At 70.8% G+C, this 23,223-nt stretch carries 27 protein-coding genes and 1 pseudogene; 11 read left to right on the forward strand and 17 right to left on the reverse strand.

The genetic code is table 11. The features are described 5' to 3' along the window. Positions 1-85: 85 nt before the first annotated feature. The 8 genes from GT354_RS49745 to GT354_RS49780 all read left to right on the forward strand — a co-directional run bounded on the left by GT354_RS49745 (position 86) and on the right by GT354_RS49780 (position 6,157). Positions 86-949 (forward strand): DUF317 domain-containing protein, encoded by an 864-nt coding sequence (locus GT354_RS49745; protein ID WP_161360361.1) that lies wholly within the window; start codon positions 86-88, stop codon positions 947-949. A gap of 30 nt (positions 950-979) precedes the next feature. Beyond that, positions 980-1,483: a hypothetical protein gene (locus GT354_RS49750; RefSeq protein WP_161360360.1), complete on the forward strand. Its 504-nt coding sequence runs from the start codon at positions 980-982 to the stop codon at positions 1,481-1,483. A 63-nt stretch (positions 1,484-1,546) separates the two neighbouring features. Further along, positions 1,547-2,929: a DUF317 domain-containing protein gene (locus GT354_RS49755; RefSeq protein ID WP_161360359.1), complete on the forward strand. Its 1,383-nt coding sequence runs from the start codon at positions 1,547-1,549 to the stop codon at positions 2,927-2,929. 20 nt (positions 2,930-2,949) lie between these two features. After that, the gene (locus tag GT354_RS49760) at positions 2,950-3,462 is read left to right on the forward strand and encodes a hypothetical protein (RefSeq protein WP_161360358.1); all 513 of its coding nucleotides are present in this window, start codon (positions 2,950-2,952) and stop codon (positions 3,460-3,462) included. A 20-nt stretch (positions 3,463-3,482) separates the two neighbouring features. Then, positions 3,483-4,043, forward strand: coding sequence for a hypothetical protein (locus GT354_RS49765; protein WP_161360357.1), 561 nt, complete (start codon positions 3,483-3,485; stop codon positions 4,041-4,043). Positions 4,044-4,085: 42 nt separating this feature from the next. Further along, entirely contained in the window at positions 4,086-5,111 is a 1,026-nt protein-coding gene (locus tag GT354_RS49770) for a hypothetical protein (RefSeq protein ID WP_161360356.1), read from the forward strand. 209 nt (positions 5,112-5,320) lie between these two features. Then, positions 5,321-5,728 (forward strand): DUF317 domain-containing protein, encoded by a 408-nt coding sequence (locus GT354_RS49775; protein ID WP_161360355.1) that lies wholly within the window; start codon positions 5,321-5,323, stop codon positions 5,726-5,728. A gap of 42 nt (positions 5,729-5,770) precedes the next feature. After that, entirely contained in the window at positions 5,771-6,157 is a 387-nt protein-coding gene (locus GT354_RS49780) for a DUF317 domain-containing protein (RefSeq protein ID WP_346012319.1), read from the forward strand. A 1,041-nt stretch (positions 6,158-7,198) separates the two neighbouring features. Here GT354_RS49780 and GT354_RS49785 read toward each other — a convergent pair. The 10 genes from GT354_RS49785 to GT354_RS49830 form a co-directional block, all read right to left on the reverse strand. Beyond that, positions 7,199-7,738 carry a hypothetical protein gene (locus tag GT354_RS49785; RefSeq protein WP_161360354.1) on the reverse strand — a complete coding sequence of 180 codons (540 nt, stop codon included), beginning with the start codon at positions 7,736-7,738 and terminating at the stop codon, positions 7,199-7,201. Between the two features lie 349 nt (positions 7,739-8,087). Next, positions 8,088-8,396: a hypothetical protein gene (locus tag GT354_RS49790; protein ID WP_161360353.1), complete on the reverse strand. Its 309-nt coding sequence runs from the start codon at positions 8,394-8,396 to the stop codon at positions 8,088-8,090. A gap of 185 nt (positions 8,397-8,581) precedes the next feature. After that, on the reverse strand, positions 8,582-10,330 hold the full coding sequence (locus GT354_RS49795) for a mobilization protein (protein ID WP_161360352.1): 1,749 nt from the start codon (positions 10,328-10,330) through the stop codon (positions 8,582-8,584). Next, positions 10,327-10,719 (reverse strand): plasmid mobilization relaxosome protein MobC, encoded by a 393-nt coding sequence (gene mobC, locus GT354_RS55445; RefSeq protein WP_346012318.1) that lies wholly within the window; start codon positions 10,717-10,719, stop codon positions 10,327-10,329. The genes GT354_RS49795 and mobC overlap by 4 nt, the downstream gene beginning before the upstream one ends. Positions 10,720-10,979: 260 nt before the next feature. Next, positions 10,980-11,204 (reverse strand): hypothetical protein, encoded by a 225-nt coding sequence (locus GT354_RS49805; protein WP_161360351.1) that lies wholly within the window; start codon positions 11,202-11,204, stop codon positions 10,980-10,982. Positions 11,205-11,332: 128 nt separating this feature from the next. Then, entirely contained in the window at positions 11,333-12,316 is a 984-nt protein-coding gene (locus tag GT354_RS49810) for a DUF2637 domain-containing protein (RefSeq protein ID WP_161360350.1), read from the reverse strand. Continuing rightward, positions 12,313-12,837, reverse strand: coding sequence for a WhiB family transcriptional regulator (locus tag GT354_RS49815; RefSeq protein ID WP_161360349.1), 525 nt, complete (start codon positions 12,835-12,837; stop codon positions 12,313-12,315). The genes GT354_RS49810 and GT354_RS49815 overlap by 4 nt, the downstream gene beginning before the upstream one ends. A 96-nt stretch (positions 12,838-12,933) precedes the next feature. Beyond that, positions 12,934-13,656: an ATP-binding protein gene (locus GT354_RS49820; protein WP_346012317.1), complete on the reverse strand. Its 723-nt coding sequence runs from the start codon at positions 13,654-13,656 to the stop codon at positions 12,934-12,936. Continuing rightward, positions 13,653-14,744, reverse strand: coding sequence for a hypothetical protein (locus GT354_RS49825; RefSeq protein ID WP_161360348.1), 1,092 nt, complete (start codon positions 14,742-14,744; stop codon positions 13,653-13,655). The genes GT354_RS49820 and GT354_RS49825 overlap by 4 nt, the downstream gene beginning before the upstream one ends. Further along, positions 14,745-15,107, reverse strand: coding sequence for a hypothetical protein (locus GT354_RS49830; protein ID WP_161360347.1), 363 nt, complete (start codon positions 15,105-15,107; stop codon positions 14,745-14,747). 461 nt (positions 15,108-15,568) lie between these two features. On the opposite strand from GT354_RS49830, the gene GT354_RS49835 reads away from it, so the two are divergent. From GT354_RS49835 to GT354_RS49845, 3 genes are all read left to right on the forward strand, one after another. Next, positions 15,569-16,030 carry a helix-turn-helix domain-containing protein gene (locus GT354_RS49835; RefSeq protein ID WP_202512632.1) on the forward strand — a complete coding sequence of 154 codons (462 nt, stop codon included), beginning with the start codon at positions 15,569-15,571 and terminating at the stop codon, positions 16,028-16,030. A gap of 545 nt (positions 16,031-16,575) precedes the next feature. After that, a complete protein-coding gene (locus GT354_RS49840; RefSeq protein ID WP_161360346.1) occupies positions 16,576-16,770 on the forward strand; it encodes a hypothetical protein in 195 nt (64 codons plus the stop codon). Next, positions 16,767-17,999 (forward strand): MAB_1171c family putative transporter, encoded by a 1,233-nt coding sequence (locus GT354_RS49845; RefSeq protein WP_161360345.1) that lies wholly within the window; start codon positions 16,767-16,769, stop codon positions 17,997-17,999. Before GT354_RS49840 ends, GT354_RS49845 begins: the two co-directional genes overlap by 4 nt. A 19-nt stretch (positions 18,000-18,018) precedes the next feature. Here GT354_RS49845 and GT354_RS49850 read toward each other — a convergent pair whose 3' ends face one another. From GT354_RS49850 to GT354_RS49880, 7 genes and pseudogenes are all read right to left on the reverse strand, one after another. Then, entirely contained in the window at positions 18,019-18,624 is a 606-nt protein-coding gene (locus tag GT354_RS49850) for a phosphatase PAP2 family protein (protein WP_161360344.1), read from the reverse strand. Beyond that, a complete protein-coding gene (locus GT354_RS49855; RefSeq protein ID WP_161360343.1) occupies positions 18,621-19,808 on the reverse strand; it encodes an MAB_1171c family putative transporter in 1,188 nt (395 codons plus the stop codon). Before GT354_RS49855 ends, GT354_RS49850 begins: the two co-directional genes overlap by 4 nt. Then, on the reverse strand, positions 19,805-20,329 hold the full coding sequence (locus tag GT354_RS49860) for an ImmA/IrrE family metallo-endopeptidase (protein WP_161360342.1): 525 nt from the start codon (positions 20,327-20,329) through the stop codon (positions 19,805-19,807). The genes GT354_RS49855 and GT354_RS49860 overlap by 4 nt, the downstream gene beginning before the upstream one ends. Positions 20,330-20,399: 70 nt before the next feature. Then, positions 20,400-20,846, reverse strand: coding sequence for a Secondary metabolite protein (locus GT354_RS49865; protein ID WP_161360341.1), 447 nt, complete (start codon positions 20,844-20,846; stop codon positions 20,400-20,402). A 195-nt stretch (positions 20,847-21,041) separates the two neighbouring features. Next, entirely contained in the window at positions 21,042-21,896 is an 855-nt protein-coding gene (locus GT354_RS49870; RefSeq protein WP_161360340.1) for an SAM-dependent methyltransferase, read from the reverse strand. Between the two features lie 86 nt (positions 21,897-21,982). Beyond that, positions 21,983-22,840, reverse strand: coding sequence for an SAM-dependent methyltransferase (locus tag GT354_RS49875; protein WP_161360339.1), 858 nt, complete (start codon positions 22,838-22,840; stop codon positions 21,983-21,985). Beyond that, positions 22,837-23,223 (reverse strand): annotated as a pseudogene (locus GT354_RS49880) (hypothetical protein); the annotation flags it as partial. The gene GT354_RS49875 and the pseudogene GT354_RS49880, both read right to left, overlap by 4 nt.

Here is a 23,223-nt window from a genome sequence, read left to right on the forward strand (position 1 = left end):
CACCCGCTGCACGCCTGCCTCCCCGCGTCGGGGTGGCGGCCGTGCCACATCAGGCGGATCGAGCCGCACGGAGAAGGGAGTTCCCTTGCACACGTACACGGAGACCTCCGAGATCTTGGAGGAGGACGTCGAGTGCGAGGCGTGGATCGCGCCGCCGTACCTGGCCGGGATCGGCGACAGCGACCTGGCGTTCCGCGCCCTCGAAGAGGAATTCGGGTGGACATGGGTCAAAGGCCCCGGACACACCGAGAGCGCCCACAGTCCATGCGAACGAGCCAGAGTCACGCTCGCAAAGCGTGAAGACGATCCGGACGAGCAGTGGGACTGGGAGATCCACGTCGACCCGGGCTTCGGCGCCGGTGAGGAATGGCGGGCCGAGTTCGAGCACGAGACGCCGGTGGAGGTTGTCCGGGCGACGGCCACCGCCATCGCCCGCGACCTCGCCGGCGACGGGCCCACGCGGACACCCACCGGCATCGGCTTCACCGCGGTGGTGGACCGCGCGGGTTGGCCCATCCACCTGCACGGCCACACGGCGGTGGGCACGATCGCCCCGAACGGGCTCCTGGCCGTCACCCGCTCGCACCCCTCGGCGGGACCACGCTCCGACGACTGGACCTGGCACCTGCGCGCGGGCGAGATCAACGACCTCGTCTGGGCCGGACGCCTGTCCGCGTCGATGCCACGGCACGTCGTCGCCGCCGCGATGGACGCCCTCACCGATCCCCAACCCGTCCTGCGCGAGGCCCGTTGGCTGCCCACCTCCTCCCTGCACCTGATCAGGGTCCGCCCCTCCCACTGGGTGCCCACCGCCGCGATGAACACCGCAGCCGTGCCACCGGCCCGCGCACCACGCGTCCCCACCGGCCTCACCCCGGACCAACTCGCCCTCGCCGCCCGGCACCACACGAACAACCCACCCACCACCTCGACCGCGCCCCCCCGATGACCAACCACGCCCGAAAGCAACGGAGTTGACGTGACTCGAATACGACCCCAGGCCCGAACAGTGTGGCTGACCGACCTCGACGCGATCCCCGACCGACTGGCGACGGCGGTGACCAGCGCCCTGGAATTCGTCGAGGAACACCTCGCCATCGAAACGAGCTTCACCGCGACGCTGCGCGACCTCGGTGTAGTCGTCTGTGAGGAACACGAGCTGTCACTCGGCTTCTCCCGGGTGATCGAAAGCGAGGTCGTACGCCGTATGACGGCCGCCGGCGGCGCATTCCCGCCGCCGCTGATCTCGCGGGACACGGACTACGAGGCAATCCAGGAGATCGAAGCCCTCCCCACGGTCCTCCAGAAAGCCCTCGCCGCGACCGCGATCACCCAACTACGCGCCAACACAAACCCGTTGCCTTCGACGCGAGCGCGTATCGCAGGACCCGACCGATCCCCCGAGGCGGCACCGACCGGCCCGCAATCGGTCGCGGGAAACCCCGCCCTCGTACCGGGCGCATTGTCTCGCCGTGGGCGCTGACCGGACCGCGCCACCCCGGCCACCTTCGTCTCGGCGCCGGTACGCCATGCCCACAGGAGTCCTGTGCACTACCACGATCTGGGCGACTGGCTCGAAGAACGCCCAAGGCGAGAGCTGCTCGTCGCCCCCCGATATCTCGCCGGATCCGTACAGCACGACAGCGTCATCGAGCGCCTGGACCAAGACCACGGCTGGGCACGCGAGAGCGACACCGCCGGCGGCGACTATCTCGCCAGCCCGTGCCGACGCGTCCAAATCGCCCACCGCCCCGAGCGTGGCCTCACGTTCTCCTGGCAGATCAGCGCCGCCGACCGACCGCTGGGACCGGCCCGCTGGGAGGCACTGTTCGACGAGGGGATCCCGGACGAGACGGTCCACGCGTTCCTGGACACCCTCGCCCAAGACGTCGACGACGGCCACGACCGCTTCCTGAACGGAGCCACGCTTCCCGGGATCGCCTACGGGCCGCTGCTCGCCGCCGGATGGGAACCCACCGTGGGTGATCGCCCCGGCGTCCTCGGGGACGGCCCACGCGTGATCACCGCACCCCGGGACACGGCCCAACTCGTCCACCAGGGGCACCTGCCCGACGACACCCGGATCGTCCGCGACCACCGATACCACTGGGAGGTACGGGGCGGAGACCCCTTCTGGGATCCGACCTGGCGCGCCGCCTTCGCCGGAGCCGTCCCCACCCACCTGATCGCGGCCGTCACCACCGAACTCGCCGACCCCCGACCCGTGGCCCGCACCGCGGACCAGCTCCCCTCGCAGAACTGGACACTGCTGCGCGTCATGCCCACCGAATGGCTCCCCGCCCCGGACGTGGCCACCGCAGCTCAGGCCCGCACCACCGCGGCTCCCTGCCCGCCGACCGCCGGGAGACCCACCACCACCGGTCACCACACCACCCGCCCCGCGACGCTGACCCACCGCTCAGCCCAGGAGAAGCCCATGGCGAACCCGGACACCGTCCTCCCCGGCCTCGACCACCTCATCGCAAGGCACCTCGGACGCTCCGTCGCCGACCTGTGCGCCGAACGCGAAACGGCCCCGTCCACCGACGCGCGCGTCGACCACATCCTCGACCGGTACCGCGCAATCCAAGACGCCGAAGAGGGAATGGCGGAGTTCCGCGAGGTCCTGGTCGAGACCCTGGCAGCCGGCGACTGGTATTTCAACCCCGAAACAGCCCAGGCCACCGTCGCCACCGCCGCCGACCTGCTCGCCCTGGCCGTGCGGCGGCACGAGACGACCGAGGACCTCTGGCGCGTCGTCCCCCTGACCAACCTCCACGCGTCGCAAGGCCCGATCCCGCAGGAGCCCTCCCGCGCCGCCGTCGCCCGGAACCGAACCACCATCCCCACGACCATGCCCACCACGAGCGACAGTACGACTCCCCGGCACCCGACCGAGGAACCCATCGCGCCCCGCCCACGCCGCTGACACCCACCGAGAGGCAGCCGATGACCGACACGACCGCCCCCACCAACCCGGCCGGCGAGACCGTGTGGCTCACCGATCTCCTGCCCGACACCGGACACGCCGTCCACGCGATCCTCGAATGCGTCGCGGAGGAGATGTCCTTCGACGAATCCTTCTCCGAGGCTCTCAAGGGATGGACCCAAGCCCTCCGAGGTGCCTTCAAGATGAAGCCCGACCTGGTGCCTCTCCTGGAAAACGAGGCCGTGCGCCGCGTCACCGCCGCAGCCGGTCACACCCCCTCCGGCCTGCTCGACCCACCCGACCACGCCATGATCGCCGCCATCGACGCCCAACCCGCCCCCGTACGCCAAGCCCTGATCGACCGAGCCCTGCACCACCTGCGGCTCACCCCCGCGCCCACCGGGGCCCTCGCCCGCAGCGCCGCACTCACCACCTCCGTTCCCGCCCCCGTGTCCGGGACCGCCCCCACCACCGTCGCGACCACCACGCCGACCGCGACCGCGGCACGCCGGACCGCCCACCGCGCGCCCTGACCACCCTGGAGACCCCGCCCGTGGCACCCACCCCTTCCGCCGACCGCGGCGGCATCCACGCGACACCCCGGCCCGGCACCCACCGAGCGACCACCACGCTGGGCGCGCCACCACGGAAGATGATGAACACCCTTCCGCCGGACGGCCCACACCTGGTGATCGTCAAGCTCGTCCAACGAGCCGCGACCCATCTCGACGAACTCGACGACGAGTTCCGCTCCCACGCCCAGTGGCTGGCCACCGACCTCACCCACGCCGCAGACCGCTCCCACCGCCTGTTCAACCCCTCCGGCGTCGTGCAGATGGCCGGGCAGAAGATCGACCTCCTCGCCACCCGCATCAAGGACGCCGACACCCACCTCCAGGCACTCCTGGACGCCTACACCGACCTCGGCCCCGCACCCGCCCCCACAACGACCCAACCCACCCGGGCCCACGCCGCCGACGCGGAGGCCGCGCCCACCCGCGCCGCGGCGACCCGCCGAAGCCCCACGTCCCGAAGCCGACCCACCCCACCCGAGACCGAAACCACGACCAGCGCCCCGGCTTCGCACGCCGGCGCATCGCGGGGCCGCCGCTGACCGAACCCCGCGACCCCACCCCATGACGAACCGTGGAGCACCGTGTTCATCCTCAGGCCGTACAACACCGACTACCGGGACCTGGAATACGTGCGGCGAGACGGACGTCGCGAGGGTTCCCTGCACGCGTGCCTCAACCACTACTTCGGGAACATGGACGCCGTGGTCCTCGCAGGTAGCGAACGAACGGTCTTCGACCGTCGGCACGCACAGCCGGGCGACCGCGTGCGCATCCGGGACTTCTCCAACCACGGCTTCAACGGCGTCCTGGCGTCGACCTACACGACGGACGGCCGATTCGGCGGACATCTCGCGCTGGACCGCCTCGCCGTCATCCCCACCGACATCGACCAGATCCGCGCCCACGCCGCACGCAGGGATCCCTCACTCACCGACGGCGCCGGAACGCCGCTGATCGACGTCGCCATCCTGCGGCGCGAGACGGGCCCCGCGGTGGCGATCACCCCGGGCGTCGCCTTGGGCGAGGGCTTCGTTCCGGCTGGATACAGCTACGTCGAGCCCGTTCCCAGCAACCATTCGGCGGCCCACCTGGTCGCCTACGCCCGCGAGGTCGCCGAACGCTACCTGCCGCACAGCCCCGTGCCTTTCCGATTCCGGACCCCCTGGCGGCCGGGAGCCCGCGAGAGCGCCCGAGCGGCCCCCGCCGAACGCACGACCGCCCCTATCCGTGCCGGCAACCTCACTTCCGCCCAGGTTCGTGCCCTGGACGCCATCGCCGACGGCGGCATCGTCCTGCGCGACCACCGGACCAGCATCAAGAACAACCCCGGCCGTCCACGCGTGTCGGCCCCCACCTACATGATCCTGCGCGACCACGGGCTCGTCGCCGCCGACACCACCGCGAACGAGGGCCGGGAACTACGCCTGACCCCCCTCGGCGAACAAGTCCACGCCCGCCTCGCCCGCGACGCGGGACCGCCCACACGGGCCGCCGCCGCGATCAGCCGCACCACCGCACCGACCCAGACCTCCCCGCCCTCACACGGCCCAGCGACACCCCACACGAGCCCCACCGTCGGCAACTCCACGCCGCGACACCGACGGTGACATCGCGTCACATCTGAGTGCCCATCACCACGCTGCCCTGCCCGGGAATTCGCTCCGGGTGGGGCAGTCCCGATACCGGGTGAGCCCTGTCAATCGGCCAGTTCGCCCACGGCAGACACACATGACTGGATACACCCCGCCGACCGATGCCAACGTACGGACGTCGGCAAAACCGCCGACGAAACCGCAGGTCAGCGAAGGGGTTCCGTATGCTCGACAACCCGTCCCACCACACCCGTGACGCCCTTGCCGATGCCGCCTCGACCGGCCCGCACCCCCGCACCCCGCCTCTCGCGGCCTCGACCGACGACGGTCGGGCGTGGCTCACCGACCCCGGCGCGCCCCACCACGTCCTGGCCACCTTGCGTGACGCCGGTTGGGGCGTCGCCGAGGACCGCTCGGCCAACGTCTACACGTCCTCGCCTGACGCCTGCGCGTTCGTGCGGTTCACCCCCGAACACCCCGGCGGTGCGCGCGGACCACTGTGGGAGGTCGCCGTCGACGACCACCGAGGCGACGACTGGACCCAGACCTTCGACGACTCCACTCCGAGCGAGCTGGTCCACGCGTTCGTCACCGCCCTGCTCACCACGCGGCGGCGCACCGAGTCCGTCTGACCGACCGGCAGCCGACCACACCCGACGTCGAAGGGCTCACCCGTGCACCTGACCCTCCTTCCCGCCCCCACCCGCCATGTCCCGACGACCGCCCCGCACCCGGATCTCGTCCACATGGAGGGCGACCGATGGATCAAGGGAGCGGGCACCCCCTACCCCGTGCTCGACCTCCTGGTCGCGGACGGCTGGTCGATCGTCCTCGACCACCGCGCCGACGTACACGCCGGTTCCCCCGACGGCCGTGCCTACGTCGGCTACCTCCCGGAATCTCCTCACACCCGCCTCGGCGACCTGTGGCACATCACCGTCGAGGGCACCGCCGACAGGCCCGGCTGGGAACAGGTCTTCGGCGCCGCAGTGCCCGCCGAGGTCGTCGCCGGCTTCGTCGCCGCCCTCCTGACCGCACGCGACCGGCCCGACGAGTTCTGACACCCCTCACATCACGGCGGGTCCGGCATCCGAACTCCCGGCGATACCCCGTCATCCCCCGAAAGGACCGGCGCTGCTCACACCCGACGAATACGACCTGATCCGCACCCGCGCCCTCGGCGGCAGCGCGGGACCGTGGTCGGTCCGCACCGAAACCCGCGACCGCCACGCCATCCTTCGCCTCCTCGACCGGCACGGGCGCATCGTCGCGACCACCGTCGCCTGCCTGCACGATGATTCCGACGCGTTGGACAGGGCCGAGAACGATCTCCTGTTCATTGCCTACGCCCACCAATGGACCACGAGTCTGCTTGAGCTTCCCCCGTTGTGTGGGAGGTGTTGATCAGCTGGCCGATCGGCTGCACGCCACGGATCGCAGCACGACACCGCACCGCGCCATCGCTTCACCGGTGTCCCCAGCCTGACTGCGCGCAAGGCCCGAGCCGCACACGCGAACGGCGTGTGCGGCTCTCGCCGTTCGGGTCGCCCGGGATGTCACCAGGGCGAAGAACCCCTTGATCGCGATCCGAACGACGGCGGCAGCCGACGCTCCATGGACATGAGGCCATCGTCCTCCACACGCTGTCGGGCTTCCTCGGCCACATGGGGCTGCTCATCTCACAGCAGTACCAAGAACCCGAGTGGCTCGGCGTCATGACACTCTCCGGGATCCCTGCGGTCGAGGTCCCCTCGGACGACTCCGCTGATCCCGCCATACCGCGTCGACGTGTTGACGAGTCCCGACCTTTGGCGCCCACCGCATTGCCGGGACACGACGCCGGCGTCGCCTGGCACACGGCCGGATCCGGCAAAGACGAGATGGTGGTCGTGCTCAGCGGCCTGCTTCCGCTCGGGGTGGCTCGCCGCAGGCCCGAGGTTCTCCCTGATCTCGACGGGTTCCTCGTCGAGATCGAGCGCAAGTCATACGCCGGCACGGTCATCCGCGAGGTACACGCGCGGCTTGCCCCGGCCGTGCGCCAGCACGACACGATCCTCGACAGCAGGTGCCTGGTCTGCGGGGACCCAGGCCCGACGCGCTTGTCAGCACGCGACGCCGGCCCGGCGCCATGCCGCCAGGACGTCGTCGCACGCCGCACGCGCTTCCGGGCCGACTTCCGCGTTCAGCACGAGGTGGATTACCAGCTTGCGGACGGCGGGCAGATCGAGACTGAGCACCGCGAGGACTCTCTCCAGAGCGTCGATCAGACTGCGCAGATCAATGCTGTGGATGGGGTCGGGGTAGTCCGACAGCAGGCTGACCAAGCACGCGCCGCCGTCGTCGCCGTCGGCGGTGGCTTGAACCAGTGCCGCGTGGCAGGCCCACACCGCGTTCAGGGCGTAGACGGGCAGGGCAAGGGCCCGCACGTGCTCGGCGTGGTAGTCCGTGGTGGCGCAGTCGCCGACCAACTCGGCGGCGATCTTCCAGGTCAGGGCCGGCTGCAGATAGCGGGTGTCGTCGAGGGTGCACGAGGCAGCCGACCCCACGGTCTCCAGGACCTCGCCGACCAATCGGGCGTCGGTGTTCCAGGCGAAGCTGGAGGGAAGAAGGACAGGGCGATCGCCGGCATGCGGGCTGCTCATACGGAAGGTCTGCCCGGACAGCCTGTGGGCGACGCCCCCCTTTTGGGCTACGTGGCAGCCGCCGCCGTGTCCAATGTCGGGAAGCCGGGCGGGAAACAACGGATGAGGGTCGCCACCGGTTCGGGTGGCGACCCTCATCCGTTCCATCCAACGTCGATCGTTCGTGTCGATCGTTGCGCTCGTCGGCGTGGGCGATGTTGTCGTGGAGACCGGGGCACACTCCGTCGGAACCTATGGAACGGCGACACCGCGGCCATCGGGGGAACGGTGATCGCTGCGCTCGGGGCAGACACGTCCACCAACGAGGTGGAACCGACCCGTGATGCGCTGACGCGCCACCGGTCAACGGCTAGAAGTACGTTCCGCGCAAGGTGCCGTCAAAGCCCATGGACGCGACGGCCTCGTCGAAGGAGGGCCAGTACCGGTCCGGGGGGCCTGCGCCCAGTTCGTCGAACTCGTCTACGGTCAGCTCGGGTTCGTGCCATTGGTGGGCGCAGCGGCAGCGGATCCACACGGTGCCGCGGTGGAGGATGACCAGCCAGTCGCGGCGCGCGGAGCAGGAGGCGCAGCGGATCGGGATTCCTCGTGCGCGCAGTTCGTCGGGGTGTTCGGTGCACCGTGCGAGTTCGTCGTGGTCGTAGGTGCAGGGGTCGGGCATGGGGTGGAGGTTGGGCGGCGCGTCCGGGTCGGGGGGCCGCCAGGCGAAGGGGTCCGTGTCGGGTTCGGGCTCGTGATCGGGTCGCTGCAAGGGTGAGCCTCTCCGTCGGGGAAGGAACACCATGGACGTGAAGCGGGCCGAAGTCCATGGTGTTCCGAATCACATCCGGGAGATTCCGTTGCAGGTCAACGTCGGTGTTCGCGTTGCGGGGTCTCGGGCCGCACGAGAGCTGCCGCAGGTGCCGGTGCAGGCTTCGATGGGCCCGACGTGCGCTTGGTGGCGCGTCGGGGAGCGGGCGCGGGTAGGTGGGCGATGTGGCGCAGTCGCCAGATGAGGACGTCGGCGGTGTTGTCGGCGCTGTCGAGTTCGCGCATGGCCGTTGCTTCGGTGAGGAGCGTCTTCGGGTCGTGTCCGGCACGTTCGGCCTGGTCCAGGGTGGCGGCCAGTGCGTCCCATCGCGCGTCGTCGCCGGGGCCGGTGGTTGCGTCGGGCAGGGCGGTGGCGATGGTGGCCCGGTGGCGGTCACGTTCCACAGCGGGCAGGGCGCGGCCCGCGTTGTGCAGGGCCCGCATGGGTGGTGCGGCGGCGTTGCGGTAGGCGGCGCGCAGGTGTTGGGCGGTGGCGTGTGCGGCGGCGGCTTGTTGTGCGTGGCCGTGGGCTGTGTGCCAGCGTGCGGCGGCGACGGTGATCAGGACGAGGGTGCACAGGACGGTGGCGGTGGCGGCGCCGTCCTCGCCTCGGCCGAGTGCTCCTCCGGCGTAGACGATTTCGCGGGCGATCGAGCGCAGGGCGCGTTGGTCGGCTCGTCCGGCGCGGATGTGGGAGCGGCTGGCGCGTTCGAATTCTCGGGCTGCGGCTCGTAGTTCGGCGCGGACGTCGGCGGAGGCGGTCTGGGAGAGTGCGTCGAGGACTTCCCCGACCCCGATCAGGCGGGCGGCCGTTCCGGGGTCGTCGTCCTCGTCGAAGTCGGCCGCGGCCCGGTCGAGGGCGTCGGTGGCCCGGCGCCGGGCCTGCGCCGGGCGCGAGCGTGTGGGCCCCGTACGTCCGCCGCCGTGGGGGCGTTCGTGCGTTCCGGTGGTGATCCATTGGTCTTCGGGGTCGTGGTCGAGGCGGCGTCGGATGGCGGGCAGGGAGAGGTCGGGGGCGAGTTTGGATCCCGAGTACCAGATCGGTTGTCCGTCGGCGTTGTGGTCTCCGGGTAGGGCGACGGTGTAGCCGATGATGTCGCCGGAGGGGGCGCGGCGTTGGTTCACGCGGACGCCTTCGCCGCGTAGGCGGGTGAAGAATTCGGTCTCGTCGGCGGCGCCGGCGAGGGAGCGGCGGACGGCTTCGCGGAGCAGTTCGCGCGGGGTGGATTCGAGGCCGCGTCGTTTGGCCTTGTGTCGTTCGGGGCTGGTGGGGCGCTTGGCGGCGGTGCCGTCGCCTGCGGCGAGTTCGCGCAGGCCCAGGTCCTTTTCGATGCGGCGGGCCTCGGCTTGGGCTCGCTTGCCCTCGAAGTCGCTGTCCGGTCGGCGGCCGTCCTCGCGGACGAGGTTGGCGATGATGTGGATGTGGTCGTCGGCGTGGCGCACGGCGACCCATCGGCATCCGGCGTCGTCGCCGTCGGGATCGATGCCGGTGGCGGCGACGATGCGGCGGGCGATGTCGCCCCATTCCTGGTCGGTCAGGACGCGGTCGGTGGCTGCGGCCCGCACGGAGCAGTGCCACACGTGTTTGTTCGGTCGCTCCTCGGTGGGAAGTGCGAGGAGCGGTCGGTCGAGGACGCGTTCGAGGGGTTTGAGGGAGTCGCTGGGGTCGCGGCCGGGGTCGGGGGCCATGCCGTCGAAGGAGGCGACGATGTGTGGGTCGACGTGTTCCTCGGCTTTGCCGGGGCCGTAGAGGTAGGCGAGCAGGCCGATGGTGCGTGGTCCACGTTTGTGGATGCGGGGGATCACGCGGCGTCGCGGTGGTCGAGGAGTCGGTCGGTCACCGCGTCCAGGCGGGCGACCGCGTTGACCACGGCGGTCAGGACGGCGTCGGTGTGGGGGGCTGGTCCGCCCGAGTTGAGGACCTTGGCGACCTGGTTGAGGTTGGTGCCGATGTGGGCGAGGTGGCGGCGGGCGGCGAAGAGTTCGGCGACCAGCTCGCGCTCGCCGGCCACTACGGCGGCGGTGGCGTTCAGGTCACGGGCGGCGGCCAGGGCCGCGTGGGCGAGGAAGCCGGCGGGCGTCATACCGCAAGCTGCTGCGGCGGCGCAGATCAGCGCGAGTTCTTCGTCGTCGAGGCGGGTGCTCTTTTGGTGGGCGCGCTTGTGCTGGGGGGCTTTGTGCGGGCGATCACGCACACGCGGCTCGGGCTGCGGGGCGTGTTCGCAGTCGGCGTCGTGGCAGAGGTGTTGCTTCTCCCCTGTCTGCGGTCCGCCCTCGGTCGCAGCCTCCCCCTCCGGCGCCCCCCGGCGCCGGAGGGACCCCGCCACCCCTGGGGCGGGGCTGCCCAAAGCAATGCTCCCGACGGGTGCATTGCTTTGGGGACAACTTGCTCCGGCAACGTCGGGAAGCTTTTGACCTGCGGAAACGCCTATCGGGGGTTCTTCGCGGGAGGTGTTCACGCCGCGTCCCGGAGTGCGGTTCGACGGGTGGCGAGCTGCATTCGCGCCACGAAATCGGCTGCCTTGTCGGGGGTGTGCAGGACTTCGGGGCGGGCGTCGCTGGTGCGGCGCACGATCCAGGTGCCGTTCGGGCCCTGGGCGGCGTCGTGGATCACGTCGAATGCGATCAACGCGAGGAGCCAGGCGTCGATCTCGGCGGGGGTGGTCGGGCTGTCGGACACGGGGAGCCTCCGTTGCGGCTGGAGTCGGGTTCGGTCCAGCCGGCGGGTGTTCCGGCCTCGCGAGGCGGTCGGAACACCCGCCGGCGGTTTCGCGGTCGGGTGGGACGGGTGGGGTGTCCGGCCGGCGGCTATCGCAGCTTGCGCATGAGGACGGTCAGCCGGTCGTTGGACAGCGGTATCCCCTGTCCTCGGATGGCGCCGGCGACCACCGCCCGGGTCACCTGTCCGCTGTCCGCGACGGCTGTCCTGGCCAGCGCCAGGAGGTCTTCTTCGGTCACCGGATCCCTCCGGTCACCCTGCTCCGCCGGCGTCTCCGGTCGGTCACCTGACGGAGTCGGCCGGTGACCGGGCAGGGTGGCCGGTCGGGTGTCCGCCGGGTGTCCTTGCTGGTCGTGGCCTTGGTCGGTGTCCGGGTCGGAGGGGACGGCGTGAAGTTTGCGGGTCGCTGTCCGAGGGTCGGTGCGCGGTGACCGGTCCCCGTCCGCCGATGTCGATGTCCCCGGGGCCGACGCTTGTCCGCCGAGGTGACCACCTTCGGGGGCGGTCGTCCGAGCGGGCGGCGGGGTGTCCCACTCGCCCTCGGGCTGGTGATCTGGCGTTGTCGCGCCGGTCGGCGTGAGCGGTTGTCCGCGGGTCTCGGACAGGGTCGCGGTGGCCGGTTGTCCGGTGTCCGGGCCGGTGGCGCGGGCGATGAGGATGTACAGGTGGACGGCGCCGGCCAGGGCCAGCGGCGCGAGCGTGGACAGGACGCCGACGGTCGCATCCCCCAGCCGTAGTCCGCCGGTCGCCGGGTCACTCCACTCGTTGAGGCGGACCGCGTGCAGGGCGTTGGCCCAGATGCTCGCGGCGGTGGCGCTGCCGAACAGTGACCAGGCGTAGATCCGGGCGGCCAGGGGTGCGGTGCGCAGGACCAGGAGCGCGCGGATGCCGTAGGCGATGAACCCGTCGATGAGCAGCGGGAAGAGGAGGGTGAGGGGTCCGCGTACGTGGACGGCCTGGGCCATCTGTCGCAGGGCGTCGTAGGACAGGGCGAAGCCGGCGGCGCCGAGCAGGGCGATGGCCGCGCGGTCCCATCCGGTTGCCCGGTGGGGTGTCGCGGGGGCGGTGTTCACGCGGCCTCGGTGCGGGGGACGACGATCGGCGGGCGGGTCTTGCGGCGGGGCTTGCTGCGGGTCTCGCGGAGCAGGCGCAGCACTCGTTCGGGTTCGCAGTCCAGGAGCAGGGCGATGCGTGCCACGGGGATCCGGGCGATGGTGGCCTGCAGGGCGACGGCGCGTTGTTCGGGCATCGTCAGGTGGATGCGGCGCCCGGTGAGGGCTGCGGCGACGCGGGCTGGGTCCAGGCGGCGGTACCTGTTGCGCCGAAGCGGCTTGCGTTCCTTTTCGGTGACGCCGCCGCGTATGCCCCAGCGGTCGCCCTCTTCGAGGGAGGCGTCCAGGCAGGTCGAGCGGACCGGGCACCAGTGGCAGATGGCCTTGGCGCGGTTGATCCGGTCGGTGAACTCTGTGCCTTCGCCTTCGGGGAACCACAGGTCGGGGTCGGTGTGGCGGCGGCAGGACCCGGTGTCCTTCCAACTCTGGTCACCCAGGGTGCGAAAGAGCGGTTCGGGCGTGGGCGGGGTGGTGGCGCTCATGGCGATGCTCCATTCCCCCGCCGAGCCCGGGTGTGGCAGGCCGGGGCTCGGCGGGGTTCGTGCGGGTCGTGGAAAGGCGAGGCGGGTGCCGGGTGTTCAGGCGGCGTCGCGGGCGTGCGCGCGGTCGAGTTCGCGTTGCGCGCGGATGGCGCGGCGCAGGTCCTCGCCGGTGAGGTGCACTTCGGTGGCCATCTCGATCAGGCGGGACGCGATGCGATCGCCGAGGTAGTCGCCGAGGTGGTCGAAGCGCAGGTTCGTCGTGATCAGCGTCGGGAGCATGTGCTCGTACCGGCGATTGATCAGCCGGTAGATCAGCTCCTCCGTCCATTCGGACGGCTTGGCCGCGCCCAGGTCGTCGAGGATGAGCAGCGGACTGTTGGCGACGGCCAGGAATTCGCGCTCGTTGTCGGCGTCCTTGCGCGGGCGCAGGTGGGCATGCAGGTCGGGCTGGTTGTACGCGGTCCAGCGGGTCGCGCAGCCCGAGGCGATGAGGCGGCGCAGGGCGCCGAAGGCGTTGTGGGTCTTGCCGGTTCCGGTGGTCCCGCCGATGAGCAGGGTCGGTCCGGTGGTGATCCTGCGCATGCCGGTGATGCCCCGGTCGGCGGCGCGCAGGACCTCGTCGACCCAGGACAGGACGTCGGGGTGCCACGGCTGGGCGTCGCGGAAGAGCGGCGGGATGCGCTCGCCGGCCAGACGCAGGGCCTCGCCTCGGGGGTCGTCGGGTTCGAGGCGGACCTCGATGGTGGGGTCGATGCCGCGCGCGGCGAGGATCTCGGCCATGCGGCGTTCGAAGCGGCCGATCCGCTGGGGCTCGGTCACAGCGACCCCCACGAACCCGCGCCGGCGCCGACCAGGCCCGTGTCGGCGGGGGCCGGGTTGGTCCAGGGCCTGTAGCCGGTCACGCCCGGTCGGCCTGCCATGGGGGCGGGCGGGTTGAGGGCCTCGTTGACCAGGCTCGGCAGGGTGCTGGGGTGCAGCGCCTTGGCACGCAGCCCCTCCAGGCCGGCGCGGACGGCGTCGGGGGCGATGCCCTCGTCCAGCAGTCGGGCGACCAGCTTGGCGGTGTGACCCAGGACGTCCTTGGGCGGGCGCGTTCGGCAGGCGCCGACGTGTTCGGCGATCAGCTCGCGCGCCGTCGGGGCGTCCGTCGTGGTCGCGTCCGTGGTCACCGGCGGGTTGTGGCCGAGGTGTTCGGCAGCGGTCGGTGCGGGCGCGCTGCGCCCCCCGGAGGGAGAGGTCCTAGGTCCTACGGTCCTAGGTCCAGGCGTTGAGCCTTCAGAGAACGTTCCGGGAGGGTTCGCGGACTGTTCCGAGAAAGGCGTTTGACCTGCGGGTTCGACACCCTCGGCCGTCGAGGCGTCGGATACGGGCACGTCGACAGCGGCGGGGTGCGCGGTGGCGGCGGGGACGGCCCCGGCGGTCGTCGCGACGACCGCCGGCGGCGTCCTCGCCGCGTCCGGAGCCTTTCGGGAAGGCTTCGGGAGGGCTTCGGGAGGCGTCGGGGCAGACCCGGAGTCACCGGTGCACGGACCCTTGCACTTGGAGCACGGCTGGGTCGGCTGGTGCACGGGGCACGAAGGCCAGTGGGGCGCGCCCGGCTTGTCGATCCGCTGGTGTTCCTTCCAGTTGACCGTGTGCAAGTAGGTCTTGCCGTCGCAGCCCACGTATCGGCAGATGACCCCGACGGCGGCGAGTTGGCGCAGGTCGTCGGCGACGTCTTCCTCGGAGTGCTCGTCGACGCGCATGCACCAGATCTTGGCGCGGATGTACTTGGGGTGGTCGCGGATGCGGCCGAAGTCGTCGGAGAACGGCCACAGTCCGCCGAAGGTGCGCTCGGCCGACAGGGTCACCATCGCCAGCGTCTCGGAGTCGTAGAACTCGGGCTTGGTGCAGCGGATCCTCGGCACTCAGCATCCCCTCGCCGTCGCGGCGGTCAGACGCGCGGTCGCGGGGTGGAAGTCGTGGGGCAGGTCCCAGGCGATCCCGGGGAAGGCGCGCTGCAGACGCCAGGCGACGATGGCCCCGAGGTGAACCGGCAGGTCCAGGAGGACGCCGCGCTCGTCGAGCAGGCGCGCGGTCAGGGTCCCGGTCGGGCCGAGGGCGGTGCGGACGAAGGCCAGGTCGCCGGCCAGGTCGCCGATCAACCAGGCGAGATCGTGGTCGACCGCACGGTCGCACACGCAGTGATGGGAGCAGGGGTTTGGCGGCGTGACGTGGACGTGCCCGGCGGCGCCGGGCGCGGGCAGGTCTGTACGCACGATGTCGGTCATGCGAGAATCCCCGAATCGTAGGTGAAGTGACCGGCGCTTCCCTGGACAGGTGGGCCGGTCGCTTCGGTTATGGAATATCCGAGCCTCTTCGTGGGGTTCGAGCCCGGCGTCCGGGGGTTACCGCCCCCGGGCGCCGTTGCGCTCTCACCACCCCGTAGCGGCGGTGCTGGTGAGCTAGGTCATGGGATCGCGCGCTCCTCGGGTGGGCCGCAGGGCGGCTTCGGACGGACACCATGGCACCCGTCCGGAACCAAGTCCACCCTCGTTCGCAACACCGGGTCACCGGGTCACGACAATGTGAAGCCACGTCGGGTGACTCCCCGTCGCTTCGCCGTGGGCTGTCCGTAGTAGATCATGAAAACCAGCCACCGCGAAGAGGTGATCTACACAACCTCGACTTGCCTCCGGATTGGTAGGTCGTGCACAGTGGGGGCCATGGGACACGACAGGGAGGTGACGCCATGACCGGCGAGGTGGACGAAGCGGTGCCCGAACCGGGCATGCTCGCCCGGCGCCTGGAGCACCTGTTCGCGACCGTGCATCCGCGCGACCGCGGCCCGTACTCCACGCCCGAGGCAGTGGAGTTGATCAACGAGATGGCCGGCGAGACGGTGATGGGCGCCACGTACATGTGGCAACTGCGCACCGGACGCAGGGACGACCCCACACACAGCCGCCTCAACGCCGTGGCCAAGTTCTTCGGCGTATCCGTCACGTACTTCTACGACGACGCGGTGGCCGAGCGCACCGACGCCCAGCTCGCGATGCTCACGGCCGTGCGCGACGCCGGGGTGCGTTCGATCGCCCTGCGCGCGAACGGTCTCTCGCCGGAAAGTCAGGCCGCCGTCACCGCAATGCTCGACCGCGTGCGACTACTGGAGGGCCTGCCCCAGCCCGCCGAGGACCCGGGACCCGTCGAGTAGTTCTCGTGCATTGCCAGGCCGCGACACGGCGAGCGCCGACCCGGACTCGAAGGACGCTTCCGCATCCCGCGTGGGACGACCGAGACCGGACGCGCCGTTGCCGACCGACCACGGACCACGAACCGACCCACAGGGAACGGCTCCGTCGTCATGCACTCGAATCGGGGCTCGGACGTCGGCACGGGTGACCACGCCCCCTCCGCATGAAGCCGAGACGCGCGACCCGAGTGCCGCTGATCACATATGTCGGATCTGATTCTTAATCAGCCGAAATCGTGTCCTAGCATTCGCGTGGGAGTCGCGCGGGTCGTCGGCTTCGCTGCGAGCGGGGGTTCGCGCTCCCGATCGTCGGAGCCTTGAGGACCCACACGTGGACGACTTGCGACGACTGCTCGCTGCCTGCGAGCGGCGGCTGGAGGGGATCGCGATACCTCGGCCCTTCGACCTGGACGTCTTCCGCCGCACCGTGGAGGAGCTGCGTGGGCGCGACATAGGGATCGCGGCGGCCACGGATCCCGATCTGAGCGGACGCGTTCACGCCGGACGTGGAGACCTCCGGGTTGCGCGGGCGTCACGGCTTCGCTCCCGCCCAGGAGCGCGAGGCGGAGATGCTCGCCTCGATGATCTACGCGCGTGCCACGTCCCCGCGTCTGCCCCCGCCTCCGACGGGCGATCCGTTCCTGGACCGCTTCGCGACGATGCTCGGGCACCACTACCGCGGCGGCAAGGGCCGCTGGTGACCGTTCTCGACGTCCTCCCGATCGTGGTGATCTGGGCGGCGGCGCTGTGGCATGCGCCCAAGCTCGCGGGCCCGCTGTGGCAGCGCTGGATGCCCGTCGGCCTGCTGGCCCTGGCCCTGTGTCTGACCATCCGCCTCGACCCGGTGTCCGACTGGATCAGCGAACGCACCGGCATGCCGAACCTCGCGGTCCTGCTCAAACACTCCCTCGCGGTCGTGGTGACCGGGGCCTGGCTCGAATGGGCCCTGCTCCTGCGCGCCACCGATGAGCCCGCGCATCGTCTCCTGCGTGTCACGAGCGTCCTGCGATGGACGACCCTGGCCGGCCTTCTCGTCACCTACCTGCGGGTCCCGGACTCGGCGAACGCGGAGTTCTTCGCCGGCCAGGGCCACGATCCGGCCGCCGCCCGGCACGAGCTGGTCTTCACGCTCTACCTGGCCGTCACCGGACTGCTCGCGGCCCGGGTGTTCTGGCACAAGAGCCGACTCGCCCGCGACCCCGCCGTCGTGTGGGGAACACGCCTGCTCGCGACGGCCTTCGTCCTGACCCCCGGCTACGGACTCGGGCGCCTGGTCGCGCTCACCGCCTACGCCACCGGACACACCGCCCCCGGCGCCTTCAACACCACCCGACTGAGCTGGCCCTTCGGCGCCGTGTCCGTCCTGCTCATCGTCGCGGGAGTCTCCATCCCGGGCTTCGTCACTCTCAGTCGGACCTGGATCGCCCGTCGGCGGCTGCGCAGGCTGCGCACCCTGTGGACCCTCGTCGTCCCCGCGATCCCCGACACCGTCCTGCCGACGCCCCCCGACGCACGCACCGACCCGCTGGGCCTGGGCACCACGCATCTGCGCCTGGTCCGCCGGGTCGTCGAGATCCGCGACGGCATGCTGGCCCTGCGCCGCTACGCCGACCCGGACCTGTGCGAACGCCTGCGGGCGGACCTGGAAGGACGCGGGCTCACGGATCCGGACCTCGAACTGGCGACCGTCGCGGCGTGGACGATCCTGACGGCCGACGCCTTGCACAACGGCCGGACTCCCCAGCGCGTGGTGGCGCCGCCACCGCGCCCGCCGAAGGCGAACCTCGACGCGGAGGCGCAACGACTCGTCGACATCGCCTCCGCCCTCCGCCGGCCCCGGACCGGCGCATGCGTCGAGGCGATCCGCGAAGCCACCGCCGACACCGTGGGGCGTCCTCCCGCCCGGGAGGACGCCCCACCGGCGGCGTGAGCGACTTGCCAACCTGGGATCAGCCGAGGATCCAGCAACCGGCGGCGAGAACGAACCCGACGGCGGCACCGACCACCGTCTGCGCAAACGTGTGCGCCCGCAGAACCACCCGCGACCACGCGACAAGCGGGACGAGCACGGCCGCGAACGCCCACCACGGGCCCAGGGCGTACGCGGTCTGCGTGACGGCCCCGGTCATCACCGTGGTGTGGACACTGATTTTCCACACGGTGGTGACGGCCGTGAGCGCCAACAGCGTCACCACCATCACCACGACGAGCAGGACCATGTCGTGCGGCGCCCCGAGCACCAGCATCGACGCCAGGCCGATAGCCACCAAGGCAACGACCACGGGCATCACGCGCATCCGTTGCGCCCGCTTGCTCAGGTGCCGATCCGCCCATCGGCCGCGCCGTATGCCGACCTTGACGAGTGCCAGGGGCAGCACGGCCGCGAACAGGATCGCCCACACCGCCCAGCCGACGCCCGACCATCCACTCGTGATCGCCCCAACCAACAGCAACAGCCCCATGACGATGTACTGCGGCGCCAGGGCTTCGGTTACCGCCCGCGCGAATCGCTCCCTCGGTCGGGTGGACGTCGAGGACCGGTGCAGCGTGCTCATGTCGCGTTCTCCGGGATCGCGTCGTGGACCCGACCCATCGTGGGCGAGGCGAACGCCCGGGCCACGCGCACCAGCCAGGCGGTCTCCGCCTCCGACTCCGCCGCCGGATGCGGCGTGTACGAGGGATCCCCCGATCCCGACAGGCCCTGTTCGGTCAGCCGCAGGACCTCCTTGAGCCAATACGCCTCGGCCACTACGGCGCGCTCGACCTCGGGCACCCCTGCTCGCTCCACCGCGAGCACCGCGTCCCGGTGCAGGCCCGGCGGTGCGGTATCGCGCAGAGTCAGGGCCGCGTCGCGGATCTCGATCCCCCGGCGATGCAGCCGATACGTCAACTCCACCGGGCTGTGCTCGCGGGGTTCGTTCTCGCCGCGCATGACCACGTGCGGCACCGCGTCGGTCAACACGGCCCACAGCGCGTACAGCCGACGCATCGCCACCCACTGCTTCCATCGGCGCAGGGCGAGGGCGAATACGGAGTACGACGTCCCGGCGAGGATCAACGTGATGGCGCCCAGTTTGACCACCTTGGACGCCGTCTCGAAGGCGCCGTCACCCCCGGGCCAGGTGCCGCCGGACGCCGTGACCAGCAGGTATGTCGCCCGCAGGGCGCAGTAGCCCACGCCCAGCAGGTTCCCCAGGGCCAACGTCGCCAACGATCGTCGCAGACCGCCGGCCGGGGCCACTCGGGATGCGCGCCCCACCAGCAGGGTGCCCACTCCGGTCGCCAACGTCGCGCTCGCGACGAACACGAGCTGATACGCGGTGGCGACCGCGTCACCGGCGTGGTCGGTGATGAAGTAGTCCCCGCCGTGGTCCCGTTCGGGGATGAGGAAGAACAGGATGACCAACGCGCAGATCATCACGCCGGCCGTGATGTACCGGGGCGAGGTGAAGGCCGGCGGTTCCTCCGTGGGAGAGACCAGGGCGGTGATCCAGTTGACGAGCAGGAGCATCGCCACGACCCCGGTGGCGTGCTTGAGCAGGGTGCCCACCTGTGCCACGCCGGTGACGTTCTCGATCGCCTCGGCGACCCGGGGCATGCGGATCGTGAGCGAGACGGCCAGGGCGACGAACGCCCCCCACAGCGGCTGGGTCTGGAACGAGGTGCGGACCGTGGGACGCCGCCACACGACGATGGTCCAGGCCAGCAGCACGACAACCAGTTCAAGTACGTGGATCATGAGCGCCTGCGGGAGCGTCGCGCCGGTTGGGTCAGATCCGCGTGCAGCCGCGACAGGACTCGGCCCGACAGCTCCGGCCCGGGCGGGGGAGCCGGGATCGTGAGCAAAGTCGCGAGCGTCTCGGCCTCCAGCTCCTGGAAGTCGTTGTACGAGGTGCGCCCGATGATGCGCCGGATCGTGGACGGATCCAAGTCGGGTGAGAGCTGCCCCGCCATGAGGGCGTCCATCCCGGCGCTGTGGTCGCACAGGATGTGCGCCAGCTCGTGCGCGACGATCTGCCGTTGGTGCGCCGGACTGGTCGAAGCGTCGTACCAGACCCAGTCCGCCGTCTCGGTGGCCGCCCACATCCCACACGGCATCCCCGCCGGCATGCCTTCCGGTAGCGGGAGCAACCGCAGCTCCCGCCCCCGGGACCGCGAGATGTTCTCGCACAGCAACTGCGCGTCGAACGGGTCAGGGATGACGATGTCCAGGCGTTCCAGCCGCTTGCGGGAGGCTTCCCGCAGGCGTTTGAGGTCCATGCGCGCAATCCTCCGTTGTACCCACGACGACGGAGGCCGCCCGTCGCCGCTGTTGCTGCGGGTGCAGATCTCAATCACGTTCGACGGCTCCCGGGACGCGAACGGCCCGGGAGCCGGTCTTGAGTCCTTCGAGGCGCCGCGCCTGCTCGATCACGGCGCTCACCATCCGCAGGCTGTCCGCCGACAGGCCGTCGGCGCGAAAGACCAACCTGTGGACGTCGTTCTCCCGCATCCGCGACCACGCGTCCCGCTCCGCGGCGATGCGCTCGGCCGCCGCATCGTCGAAGAAGTAGACGGGTTCGACGTTGAAGAACCGCGCGAGCGCGTCGATGGTCTTCAACGTCGGGTTCGTCTGCACCCCCGTCCGAAGCTGCTGCACCAGGCTCGCGGAGACCGTCGCCCCCTCGGGGCCCGCCTGCTCCTTGATCCCTCGCGCGACCTCGCCGTTGCTGTACGCGCCTCCGTCGGGTCTGCGCACGCTGGCGAACAGTCGGTCAAGCTTCGCGGCCAGCGTCATAGTCGGCACATCAGGCTTCTCGCCCACTCCGTCGCACCTCCCTCGTCGGAGGCACAGACTGCACGAATCGCCATCATCGCGTCCATCAAATTGGTGAATGACGAGAATCACATGCCAACGGACTGTGAGCCGTGCATGCGGAGGCGGAAACGAAGGCCGCCGAGGGCTCATCATCCGACCGGAACGCGGCATACGTTAGGGACCCGGGATACCGACCCGGGCAATCCCGCCGTACGTGAACAGTCCGGACGCGCGTCGGCGAGGGCCGGGGTGGACGTCGGGGTACCACGAGGACACCTCGATGAGTCCGGGTTGGACGAGGGGCAATCCCGCGAGGAGCCGATGGATGTCGTGTCGTTCGCGGATGCGACCCCAGTTGCCGCGGGTGGCGGCGAGCATGGTTTCGGTGATCACGTTGCGCATCGTCTTGTCGTCGCTGACGAGGTGGCTCACGGCGAGGTAGCTGCCCGGGGCCTGCCAGCGCGTGATGCGGCCGATCAACTCGGCGGGGTCGGCGCTGTCGGGAACGCATTGCAGGACGTTGGCGAGCAGTACGGCGGTGGGCCGGGCCGGGTCGATGAGTCGGGTGATGTCGGGGTGGTCCAGGAGGGAGTGGTCGGTGATGTCGGCATCAACGACGGCGATGTCGTCGTTCTGATCCAGGACCATATTGCCCGCGCCGATGGCGCTCGGGTCCCGATCTACGTAGACGACTCGTGCGTGAGGATGGGCACTCTGGGCGATCTGGTGGACGTTGCGCGCGGCTGGCAGACCGCATCCGAGGTCGACGAACTGGCGCACGCCGAACTCTTCGGCGAGCTTGCGAACGGCGCGTTCGGTGAACGCTCGGGCGGCGCGTACCACGGTCCACGCGCGAGGGGCGATGCGCAGCAGGGCCAGGCACGCGTCCTTGTCGCAGTCATAGTGGTCCCGGCCGTCGAGCAGACGGTTGTGGATGCGCGCGTCTGTGGCGGTGTCCGCGTCGATGGCACGGTGGGCGACGCGGGACGAGGCCGGGTCGGTCGACGGGGCCGGGGTGTCATGGGTCATGCGGTGTCTCCAGGGTCGGCCTGCGCGCGGTGTCGGCGATGGGCGGCTTCGCGTTGCCCGTTCGCCGCCGACGCCGGGGGCTTTGCTCAGTGGGCGCAGGGATGGTGGAGGTGTGCGACGCCTCCGTACATCGCCCATTCCCGGGTCGTCTGAAGTACTCCGCGGTCGGGGTCGGGGCGCCAGTGGGACACGTCGACGAGTCCGGGATCGAGAGGCTCGAATGTGGCGAGGAGGTGGTCGAGTTCGGCGCGGGTGCGTATGCGTCCCCATTGGCCGGCGGTGCTGGTGTTCATGTGGTCGGTGACGGCGGTGCGGTGGTGAACGTCGTCGGCGACGAGGTGACTGACGACGAGGAGGCTTCCGGGGACGAGTCGTTCGCGCAGACGTTGCAGGAGTCGGGTGACGGCGGTGTCGTCGGGCAGGCCGTGCAGTGCGGCGGTGAGCAGGACACCAGTGGGTGCGCCGGGGACGATCAGGGGGTGGTCGAGGATCGAGTCGATGTCGACCAAGTCGGCGTGGAGTGCTCGGGTGTGGTCGTCGTCGTGGAGGCTGCGGGTGTGGGCATAGGCGAGGGGATCTCGATCCACAAGCAGCAGGCGAACGCTGGGGTCGATGGCGCGGGCGATCGCGTTCACGTCGGCGGTCGGGTTCGGCAACCCGCTTCCGAGGTCGAGGAGTTGGGTAATGCCGTGCCCGGCGACCAGGACGCGGGCGGCGCGGGCGCCGAAGTCGCTGTTGTGGCGGGCGATCACTGCGGCGCTGGGAGCAAGTTCGAGGAGCCGCTCCCCGGCTCGGCGATCCGCGGCGTAGTTGGCGAATCCGCCCAACAGCCAGTCCCACAGGCGGGCATCGCTCGCCGTGCCCGCGTCGATCCCGTATCGCAACGGCAGGCGCCGCAAGCCGTCGGAGCCGAAGGGCGTCGGTCGGTCGTGGGCCGGTGTCACGGGTTCACGCTCTTGGGTGTCGCCAACGCCCGGTGGGCAACCCGGATCCAGACCGGGAGGTGGTCAGAGGCACGCTTCGCCTGGCGTGTGGTGACGACACCGCAGTCGAGGATGCGGTCGGCAAGTCCCGGCGACACGAGGATGTGGTCGCTGCGGTGCTCATCGGGCTCTCGGGGGTCGAAATGGCCCACGGTCGGAATGGGACCGACCTCCAGGTACGCGAAGGGGTCCACGAATCCGGCTGCGGCGAGGCTGCGGATCGCGCGTCGGTCGGCGGGGCCGAACGTGCCGTCGGGCAGCACGAGGCGATGGCGCGAGTGCAAGCGCGGCGGGAACAGGTCCCAGTCGGGCTCGGGGTCGTCGGCCCCGATCGTGTTGAGGTC

The sequence above is a fragment of the Streptomyces sp. SID3343 genome (assembly GCF_009865215.1).
Classification (GTDB): domain Bacteria; phylum Actinomycetota; class Actinomycetes; order Streptomycetales; family Streptomycetaceae; genus Embleya.

What these genes read in the sequence shown, in the direction of transcription:
- GT354_RS49760 (WP_161360358.1), top strand. Translation starts at nt 2,950, where the DNA reads ATGACCGACACGACCGCCCCCACCAACCCGGCCGGCGAGACCGTGTGG.
- GT354_RS49775 (WP_161360355.1), top strand. Translation starts at nt 5,321, where the DNA reads ATGCTCGACAACCCGTCCCACCACACCCGTGACGCCCTTGCCGATGCC.
- GT354_RS49785 (WP_161360354.1), bottom strand. Translation starts at nt 7,738, where the DNA reads ATGAGCAGCCCGCATGCCGGCGATCGCCCTGTCCTTCTTCCCTCCAGC.
- GT354_RS49790 (WP_161360353.1), bottom strand. Translation starts at nt 8,396, where the DNA reads ATGCCCGACCCCTGCACCTACGACCACGACGAACTCGCACGGTGCACC.
- GT354_RS49815 (WP_161360349.1), bottom strand. Translation starts at nt 12,837, where the DNA reads ATGAGCGCCACCACCCCGCCCACGCCCGAACCGCTCTTTCGCACCCTG.
- GT354_RS49830 (WP_161360347.1), bottom strand. Translation starts at nt 15,107, where the DNA reads ATGACCGACATCGTGCGTACAGACCTGCCCGCGCCCGGCGCCGCCGGG.
- GT354_RS49835 (WP_202512632.1), top strand. Translation starts at nt 15,569, where the DNA reads ATGACCGGCGAGGTGGACGAAGCGGTGCCCGAACCGGGCATGCTCGCC.
- GT354_RS49850 (WP_161360344.1), bottom strand. Translation starts at nt 18,624, where the DNA reads ATGAGCACGCTGCACCGGTCCTCGACGTCCACCCGACCGAGGGAGCGA.
- GT354_RS49855 (WP_161360343.1), bottom strand. Translation starts at nt 19,808, where the DNA reads ATGATCCACGTACTTGAACTGGTTGTCGTGCTGCTGGCCTGGACCATC.
- GT354_RS49860 (WP_161360342.1), bottom strand. Translation starts at nt 20,329, where the DNA reads ATGGACCTCAAACGCCTGCGGGAAGCCTCCCGCAAGCGGCTGGAACGC.
- GT354_RS49865 (WP_161360341.1), bottom strand. Translation starts at nt 20,846, where the DNA reads ATGACGCTGGCCGCGAAGCTTGACCGACTGTTCGCCAGCGTGCGCAGA.
- GT354_RS49870 (WP_161360340.1), bottom strand. Translation starts at nt 21,896, where the DNA reads ATGACCCATGACACCCCGGCCCCGTCGACCGACCCGGCCTCGTCCCGC.